We start from the raw sequence: 9,570 nt of genomic DNA, 5'->3' as shown, positions 1-9,570 counted from the left end.
CAGCAGGCGCAGCCGCACCGACAGTGGTGGGCGACCATGCCGCACCGCGTTGCTCGCCAACTCCGACAGCACCAGGATGATGGTGTCGACGACCTCCGAGGCCAGCGTCGCGTTCTCCAGCGCGAGCCTGGCCTGGGCCCGCACGGCGCGCAGGCTCGCCGCACCGTCGAAGGTCGCGTCCAGGAGGGCCGCCGCGGCCGTCAGTTCACCGGGCAACCGGGCGAACAGAAGCGCGACGTCGTCGGCCGCCGCCGCGTCGATCGTCCCCCCGGCCGTCCCGTCGGCCGTCCCGGAACCCACCGTCCCGGAACCCACCGGGCCGGGGGCGACGGCGGGACCGAGACCGGCACACGCCGCGGTGACCAGGTCGTCCAGATTCGCGGTGAACCTGTCGCTGGTGCGGGCGAGCGCGGCCGCGAGCTGCGAGACTCCGGCGTCGAGGTCGCGCGCACGTCCCCGGACGAGCCCGTCGGTGAACAGGGCGATCAGATATCCCTGTCCCAGTCGCACCGTGTACTCGGTCACGTCCGACCGGGCCACCCCGAGTGGAGACCCCACCGCCATGTAGAGCCTGGAGACCAGCCCGTCCGGCGCGACGACCAGGGGCGGCGGGTGCCCGGCACTCGCCAGCGTCAGCACCCCGCTGTCGATCTCGACGACCGCGTAGATGCAGGTGGCGATCTCCTCCCCGGGCAGGTCCGCGACGATGCCGTCCAGCAGCGTCAACACCTCGGCCGGGGGAAGATCGAGACAGGCGCAGGTGCGGGCCGCCGCGCGCAGCTGCGCCATCACCGCGGTCGCCCGGATCCCTCGACCCATCACGTCGCCAATCATCAGGGCGACTCGCCCGGCTCCCAGGTCAATCACGTCGAACCAGTCGCCACCGGCGTCGTCACCGGCGTCGCCGGGCAGGTAACGGGTGGCCACCTCGAGCCCGGACGGGACGGCGGGCGGAGAACCGCGCAACGCCTCACGCAGTGCCAGCGCATTGCTGCGCTCGGCCGCCCCCCGATCGATCCGGTCCAGGACGACCCCCACCCGGGCGGCGAGTTCGGTCAGCAAGAGCAGATCCGCTTCGGTGAACGGAGGTCGATCCGCAACGGCAGTCACACTCAGTACGGCGACGACGTGGCCGACCCGTACCACGGGTACGACAGCCATCGTGTGGGCCCCCACCTGGCGGATCCACCGCTCGGCGTCGGCCGGCGGATCCCACTCGCCCGCTGCCAGTGCGGCGATCAGCCGCTCGCCCTGGTGGGCGGCCCGGGCGAACGGACTCGTCGGCGACGTCGCCGCGCCGGCCCCCAAGGCGAACGGAGGCACCGTGCCGAGCCCGTCACGAGCCACGACAACGAGTGGATGCAGCTCGGGCACCGGCTCGGCCGCCCGGTCCCCCGCCGTCTCCTCGAGGCCCCCCGCGGCCCCGGCCCTGTCCCCGGCCGCGTCCCCGGCTCTGTCCCCGTCCCCGGCTCTGTCCCCGGCCGCGTCCCCGGCGTCAGCCCCGTCCCCGGCGTCAGCCCCGTCCCGGACGGGCACCGCGGCACCGCTCCAGGACGCCGGGACGGGAGCGGGCGTGCCGGTGACAAGCTGGACGACACACAGGTCGGCGACCTCCGCGACGATCAGCTCGGCCAGGGAGCGCAGGGCGACGGGAGGCTCGACGGCCGCGGCCACGATCCCGGTGGCTCGCTCCAGCAGCCGAAAGCGTCGATCGGCGAGTGCCAGGGCGGCCTGCGCCTCGCGCGTCGCCGCCAGGGTCCGATGACCGCGCGCGGCGTCGGCGGCGAGCTGTTCGTAGCCGGTGGCCCGTTCCAGGGCCTGCGCGCAGGCGTCGGCGATCGCGACGAGGGATGCCTGATCAGCGGCGGTGAACTCCCGCGCCTGGCGGAACCCGAAGGTCACCACGCCGAAGGGTGCGCCGCCCCCGACGGCCAGCGGCAGCATCGCCCAGGCGTGCTCACCCGCCGCGGCGGCGACGTCGGCGACCTCCGGCACCGGCCAGCGGGCGAGCAGCTCGTCGCGGTCGACGAGAAACAGTGCACGACCGCCCCGCATGACCTCCGCCAGCGGATGTACCGCGCCCAGCGCCACCTCCGACCATCGGGCGAGGCCGTCGGCGGGACCCGGCGGGGCGTGGAAGAGTAGCTGGTCGTGCGCCTCGTCCACGAGCGCGACGCCCCGGCTGGCGGCCCCGGCCATCCGTCCCCCGACGTCGAGGACGGTGGCGACGACGTCGTCCACGGTCAGGGTCCGGGCGAGCGCCACGGCCAACGTCGCGGTCTGTTCGGCCCGTTCCGTCGCGATCCGGGCCCGCTGGTCGGCCGTGGCCCGGTCAGCCTCGGCGGCGCGTACCTCGGTGAGATCGCGGATCACCCCGAGCCACTCGCCGGGCCGGCTGTTCGGCCGGCCGGCCGCCGGCATGGGAACGATGCGGGCCTCGACCACCCGCACGGCGGTGCGGTCGCCTCCGCCACCGGAGATCCGGAACTCGGCCTCGAAGGTCTCACCGTGCTCGATCGCCCCGCGCCAGGCGCGCCCGACCCGCTCCCGGTCGTCGGGATGGACCACGCCGAGCCAGCCGAACCCGGCCAGCTCCGCCGGATGCCGCCCGGTGAAGGCCCGCAGACGGGGCAGATCGGCATCGAGTGCCCCGTCGCCTTCGGCATGGAACACGTCCATCGCGGCGGCGTCCACGAGACCGAGGTAGCGTGCCTCGGCCCGCGCCCGCTCCCTCTCGACCGCCCGCGTCCCGCTGGCGTCGATCGCGACGAACGCCACGCCCACCAGCCCGACCTGAGGGTCGTTCACCGGATACCAGCTGGCGAGCCACGTCTGCGGCGGTCCGGAACCATCGGTGGCGACCACGACCTCCAGGTCCACCACCGGCTCGCCGGTGCGCAGCACCCGTGCCAGCAGAGCGTCGAGTTCCTGGCCGGTGTCGCCGAGGAGCTCGGAGACGGTACGGCCGAGGTGCTCGTGGACCGGCCGGCGGTCGAACCGGGCGAGTGTGTCGTTCACCCGCAGGAACCGCCCGGCCGGGTCGAGCAGGGCGAGACCGGCCGGGGCCCACGCGAACAGCGCGTCTAGCATCACGAACGTGGCCACGGGGTCGGTTCCCGGGGCGTGTCCGGGCGGGGGAAAACCGGCCCGGCCCGGTCCCGGCAGCCCCGCCGGATCGGACCGGCGCATCCCTGGCGTATCCGGCGTGCGGCGCGGCTCGGTGCCGTCGATGACATCCCGTATGACCGGCTCGGCGGTCACGGCCGGAGCGGCCGGCCGGGCGACCATGGGCCAGCCCTCGGGTAGCTCGGGTAGCTCGGAGCCGGCTCCCCGGTCCTGACGGGGGCCGGTATCCGGGCCGGGAGCGTGCTTAGGGCCGGGGACCTGGTTCGGGCCGGGATGCGCGCGTGGGCCGGGGTTGGCGTGTGGGCCAGGGCTGGTGTGTGGGCCGGCCGGCGGTCCCCCTTGGGACCGGGTGACCGGAGTCGGTCCCGGGGAGACATCCCCCTGGCCGGACGGAACAACGCCCGATGGCCGGGAGGCGGATCCCGGGGGGCTCACGGAGAAGCGCGCACCCGCGGGCCCCGCGCCCACCGGCCCCAGATCCACCGGCAGCGCCTCCGACAGCCCGACGTTCGCCGGCCGGTACATCGGCACGAGAGACGCCTGCCCAGGCATCCCCTCTACGGGGGTACCAGGCGTCCCGACAGCTCCCGCAGAATCAGGGGAGAGCATCGGGAATGCGCCGGAAGCGGGCCAGACGGGCGGCTGCGCGGAGTGCGGCGACGTCATGGGAGACGATTGTGGACGGCGTGCGCATGTTGTGCTGAACCGCCCCGGGTAGTCGCCCCGTCCGGAGTCGGGCGGTTCGGTGTCCAGAACCGCCGAGGTCCGACGTCCGCGCGGGGCGCCGACGGCCCAGCGACGATCTCCACGGACAGCACGGTCACCCGCCCGGTCGACACGATCACTGGATCCAACGTGAGATGAACCACCTCCGGCACGTCGTCGGCGAGCCGGGCGATCCTGAGGACCAGGTCCTCCAGCGCGGCGATGTCGACCGGCGTCGAGCCGAGGTATCCCAGCAGCAGCGGCGCCGCCCGCACCGAACGCACGAGGCGCGCCGCGTCGACGTCGGTAAGGGGAAGGATGTGGTGTGCGCGGTCCCCCAGCAGCTCGGTCGCGGGGCCCGCGAGGCCGAACGAGACCAGGGGACCGTACCGGGGATGCTCCTCGGAACCGACGACCACCGGCACGCCGACCGGCGCCATCCGCTGGACGACAATCGGCACCTCCACCCCGAGCTGGGAGCGCAGCGACGCCCATGCCGCCCGCACGGCTGCCGCGTCGGGCAGGTCGAGACGCTGACCGCGCAGGTCCGGACAATGCCGGTAGGGTCGCGACCGCGCCTTGAGCGCCACCGGATAGCCGCGCTGGCCCGCCGCCTCGACGGCCCGGCGCGGGGACGTCACCAGGACGGCCGGCTCCACCGTGACGCCGTAGCAGTCCATCAGGGCGGCGGCCTGATCCTCCGGAAGGCGACCGGTGAGTCCGGCGACGAGCGAACGCGCCTCGTCTGCCCGCACCGCCGTCGTCGGCACGGTGCCGATCGGGCGTGCCCGCCACTGGGCGTAGCCCACCACCCGGCGCAGCGCGGCGACGGCCGCCTCCGGCGACGAATAGGCCGGAATGCCGGCGAGCTCGCCGGGCATCTCGCCCCCCTGCACGGCGGCGAGAACCGGGATCTTGATGGTCGCGGCGGCCGCGGCGGCGGCCGCCGCGATCGGCCCGGCCGGGGACGGCGGCAGCCGGACCAGCGTGGCGATCAGCGCATCCGCCCGGTCCGCCGCGGAGGTCAACGCCCGGGTGAGGTCCCCGGGGGAGCTGCCAACCGGGAGGAGCACCTCCTCGACCCTGAGCCCGGCCGCGTCGGCGGCACGGGCCGTCAGCCGGACCAGGGCCCGGGAGTCGCCGACGACGGCGACCCGACCGCCCGCAGGCAGCGGCTGCGTGGTGAGCAGCAGCGCGACGTCGAACGCCTGGGAGACCCGGTCGACGCCGATCACCCCGGCCTGCCGCAGAAGCGCGTCGTCAAGGGTCGAACGGCCGGAGTACACGACGATCACCGGTTTACGCCGACCCACCCGCCGGGCCAGCCGGGCGAACTTGCGGAGATTACCGAAGGTCTCCAGATGCATAATCATCGCGTCGGTCCCGGGGTCCTCCTCCCAGTACTGGAGCAGGTCGTTACCGCTCACGTCGGCCCGGTCCCCGGCGGAGACGAAGACCGACAGACCGACCTCGCGCGCGGCCGCCGCCGCCAGGATGGCCCCGCCGAACGGACCCGACTGGGAGTAGCAGCCGATGCGGCCGGCCGGGGGCATCCGGGGCACCATCGAGGCGTTCAACCCCGCCGCCGGATTCTGGATGCCCATGCTCGCCGGGCCGACCACCCGCAGGCCATCCGCCCGGGCCTCGGCCACCAGGGCCGCGTCTGCGGCGGCGTCGCGCTGGTCGGTGAGGACGACCAGTCCCCAGACCCCGGCCCGCCCACAGGCGGTGACGACGTCAGGCACCTGCGCGGGCGGCACGCACACCACGGCCAGGTCGACCGGACGCGGCACGTCCTCGATGCCGGCGTAGGCCTGGATCGACGCCACCGCGCCGCCGGCTGCGGCCGCGGCCGGGTTTACCGGGTAGACGGGGCCGTCGAAGCCGCCGGCGAGCAGGTGACGCAGGACCGCGTTGCCCACGGACCCGGCGGACCGCCCCGCACCGATGACGGCGATCGCGCGCGGATGCAGCAGCCGACCGATCGAGGCGGCCTCGGCATGGTGCTCCCGGGCCCGCATCACCCCGACCGACTTCTGGGTGGGGGTGATCTCGAAGGACAGCCGGACCGCGCCCGAGTCCCAGGTCCTCGAGACCGTGTAACCGGCATCGAGAAAGACCCGAATCATCTGCTGGTTCTCCCCGAGCACGTCGGCGTCGAAGCGGCGGATCCCGCGGTCCCAGGCCGCGGCGGCAAGATGCTCCAGCAGCACCGAACCCAGCCCTCGTCCCTGCTGGGCGTCCTCCACCAGGAAGGCGACCTCCGCCTCGATCGGCCGTGCGGCGGTGCTCTCCCAGTGGGAGACCGCGACCAGGTCGTCGCCGATCATTGCGACGATGGCGCCGCGCAGCCGCTGGTCGACGGTCGTCATCCGGTGGATGTCGGCGTCACTCAGGGCACGGCGCACGGCGAAGAACCGGAAGTAGATCGACTGGGTCGACAGCCGGGTCCAGAAGGTCCGCAGCAGCGGGCCGTCCGTCGGCAGGATCGGGCGGATGTGGGCGGTGCCGCCGTCACTGAGGATGACGTCGGCCTCCCACTCGGCCGGATAGACGACCGGAGGCTCGGTGCTCACGCGGCGCTCACCCGGTTCTCACGCAGTGCTCAGCTCTTACTCCGTGCTCAGCTCTTACGCCGTGCTCAACGGTCGACGGTGGGGTCGAGGCCGTGCAACGGCAGCACCTGACGCCGGGTCGCCGCCACCGTCCGGTCCAACGGATCGTCGGGGTCTCCCTCGCCCGCGTCCCAGGGACGGTACCGGACACTCACCCCGTCCCCGAGCGCCCGGGGCATGGCGGCGGCGCCGAGGGACTTCTGCCCGGTCGCCGCCCGCACCCGTCCCGGCGCCGCGGACCGCCAGTCCTCCGGCAGGGCGCGGCCGGCATCCAGGGGCACGTGGCCGGCGATCGCCAGCAGCTGCGTCCAGGCCCGCGGCACGACCGTGTCCAGCGCGTACCCGCCACCGCCGCAGGCCAGCCAGCGCCCGTCGCAGACCTCGTGGGCCAGCGCGTGCAGCAGGTCGTAGGAGGCCCGTTGGCCGTCCACCGACAGCGCCAGATCGGCCAGCGGGTCGAAGGCGTGCGTGTCGCAGCCGTGCTGGGTCACCAGCACCTGCGGCCGGAAGGACCGCAGGAGCACCGGCACCACCCCGGAGAAGGCGCGCAGCCAGCCGGCATCGCCGGTGGCGGGGGACAACGCCACGTTCACCGCGGTGCCCTCCGCGGCGGGAGCACCCACCTCGGTCGGGAATCCGGTGCCCGGGAAGAGGGTGCTCCCCGTCTGGTGCAGGGAGATGGTGAGCACCCGCGGATCGTCGTAGAACGCCGTCTGCACGCCGTCGCCGTGATGCACGTCCACGTCGACGTACGCCACTCTGGTGGCTCCGGCGGAGAGCAACCAGGCGATCGCAATCGCCTGGTCGTTGTAGATGCAGAATCCGCTCGCCATTCCCGGCATCGCGTGATGCAGCCCCCCGGCGATCGACACGGCGTGCCGCGGCGGCCCGCTCCACACCGCCCGTGCCGCCTCGATCGTGCCACCGGTGATGAGCGCGGCGGCCTCGTGCATCCGTTCGAAGATGGGGTTGTCGGCTGTGCCCAGGCCGAACAGGGCCGCGAACCTTGCCTGCGCCGGGTCGGGCGCGGCACGGACCGCGCTCAGGTAGACCGGATCGTGGATCAGGCCGATGAGGTCGTCGGAGGCGAGGGTCGGCCTGGAGATCCGGATGCCCGGTGCGTCGAGAACGCCGAGACTCATAGCGAGGTCCATGGTGAGCTCGAGCCGCACGGGATGCAGCGGATGCGCCGGCCCGAAGTCGTAGCCGGCCATGGCCGGATCCCAGGTCACGACCGTCGGCTCGGCCAGCGGCTCGGCCGACGGGCGACCGTCGGCCCGCCGCTCGGAATCGCCCGGGACACTCATCTGTCGACCGTAGCCCGATCACGCTCCCGGAGGTAGCGGTGGTGTCGGTGACGAGGATCCAGGGCCGTCGATGAGGCACGTAGATCTGCCCGGAATGGCCTAGGGTCAGTGCCCGTGGCAGCAGACCGAGTGACACCGGACCATACGGCGATGGAGGACGGGCGGCAGCCGGCCGGCCGTGGTGGTGGGCCGGTGGCTGCCGGCACGCCGCTGTGGGAACCGCCTCCCCGTCGGATCAGCCAGGCCGCGGTGACCAACTACCGCGCCTGGCTCGCCGCCGAGCGGGGGGTTGAGCTCGCCGACGACACGCGCCTGTGGGAGTGGTCGGTTACCGACCTGGACGCGTTCTGGGAGTCGATCTGGGATTTCTGCGCGGTCGAGGGGGACCGCGGCACCGGTCCGGCGCTCGCCGACGCGGCGATGCCCGGCGCGGTCTGGTTTCCCGGTGCCCGGGTAAACTACGCGGAGAACGCGCTCACCCGGAGCGGGCCAGCTCCGGCCGTCATCGCCGTACGCGAGGACGGTGCCACGGCAGTGGTGTCCTGGGACGAGCTGCGCCGGCAGGTGGCGAAGGCGGCGGCGGGACTGCGGAGCTTGGGTGTCGCCGAGGGTGATCGGGTCTGCGCCGTGCTGCCCAACACCGTCTACGCGATGGTGGGGATGCTGGCCGCCGCCAGCATCGGCGCGGTGTGGTCGTCATGCTCGCCGGAGCTCGGCCCGACGGCCCTGCGCGCGCGGTTCGGCCAGATCGACCCGAAGGTCCTGATCGGCGTTGACGGCTACAGCTACCGCGGGAAGAGCTACGACACCCTCGCCGCCCTCGCCGCGCTCGCGGGCGACCTGCCGGGACTCGGGGCAAGCGTGATCGTGCCGTACCTGTGGCCGGACGCGCTCTCCCGGGCCCGGGCCGCGGGGCTACCGGGACTGCTCACCTGGGACGAGCTGATGGCTTCGGAGACCTCCGAGCCCGAGTTCACCCGGGTCGCCTTTGACGCGCCGCTGTGGATCCTCTACTCGTCCGGCACGACCGGCCCCCCCAAAGCGATCGTGCACGGCCACGGCGGCATCCTGCTGGAGCACCTGAAGTCGCTGGCGTTGCACCTCGATCTCGGTCCGGACGACCGGTTCTGCTGGTTCACCACGACCGGCTGGATGATGTGGAACTACCTGCTCTCCGGTTTGCTCGTCGGCGCGACCGTCGTGCTCTACGACGGAGCGCCCGGCTACCCGGCGCTCGGCACCCTGTTCGGTCTGGCGGAGGCCCTGGAGCTCACGTGCCTGGGCACGTCCGCGGACTACCTGCAGGCCTGCGAGGACGCCGGGCTGGTCCCGCGCGAGTTCGCCGATCTGTCCAGGCTGCGCACCGTCGGATCGACCGAATCGCCACTGTCCGCAGCCGGCTATGCCTGGGTGTACGAAGCGGTGAGCCCGACCGTGATGCTGTCGTCGATCAGCGGTGGCACCGACGTCTGCACGGCGCTGGTGGCAGGCCTGCCGACGATGCCGGTGCGGGCCGGGGAGATCGGATCGCGCGCGCTGGGCTGCGCGGTGCGCGTCTTCGACGAGGCCGGCAAGGAGGTCGTTGACGAGGTCGGTGAGCTCGTCGTGACCGCGCCGATGCCGTCCATGCCGCTGTGCTTCTGGGCCGACCCGGACGGCGGCCGGCTGCGGGAGAGCTACTTCTCCGTCTACCCCGGCGTCTGGCGCCACGGGGACTGGGCGAGGATCACGCCTACCGGTGCCGTCGTCATCCAGGGACGTTCGGACGCGACGTTGAACCGCGGCGGCGTCCGGATCGGCACCAACGAGCTCTACAG

General features: G+C 73.5%; 4 protein-coding genes. 1 reads left to right on the top strand and 3 read right to left on the bottom strand.

Annotated features, from left to right (window positions below; translation table 11 throughout):
* From ACY45C_RS10130 to ACY45C_RS10120, 3 genes are all read right to left on the bottom strand, one after another.
* Window positions 1-3,288: SpoIIE family protein phosphatase (locus tag ACY45C_RS10130; protein WP_462187374.1), on the bottom strand; the 3,288-nt coding region annotated here is incomplete at its 3' end.
* 500 nt (window positions 3,289-3,788) lie between these two features.
* On the bottom strand, window positions 3,789-6,407 hold the full coding sequence (locus tag ACY45C_RS10125) for a bifunctional acetate--CoA ligase family protein/GNAT family N-acetyltransferase (RefSeq protein ID WP_462187373.1): 2,619 nt from the start codon (window positions 6,405-6,407) through the stop codon (window positions 3,789-3,791).
* A gap of 65 nt (window positions 6,408-6,472) precedes the next feature.
* On the bottom strand, window positions 6,473-7,753 hold the full coding sequence (locus ACY45C_RS10120) for an acetoin utilization protein AcuC (RefSeq protein WP_462187372.1): 1,281 nt from the start codon (window positions 7,751-7,753) through the stop codon (window positions 6,473-6,475).
* 150 nt (window positions 7,754-7,903) lie between these two features.
* Here ACY45C_RS10120 and ACY45C_RS10115 point away from each other — a divergent pair.
* A partial coding sequence (locus ACY45C_RS10115; protein ID WP_462187371.1) for an acetoacetate--CoA ligase occupies window positions 7,904-9,570 on the top strand: 1,667 nt, incomplete at its 3' end.

Source organism: Frankia sp. CcWB2 (genome assembly GCF_977927585.1).
This window is presented reverse-complemented; position numbering and strand designations above follow the sequence as displayed.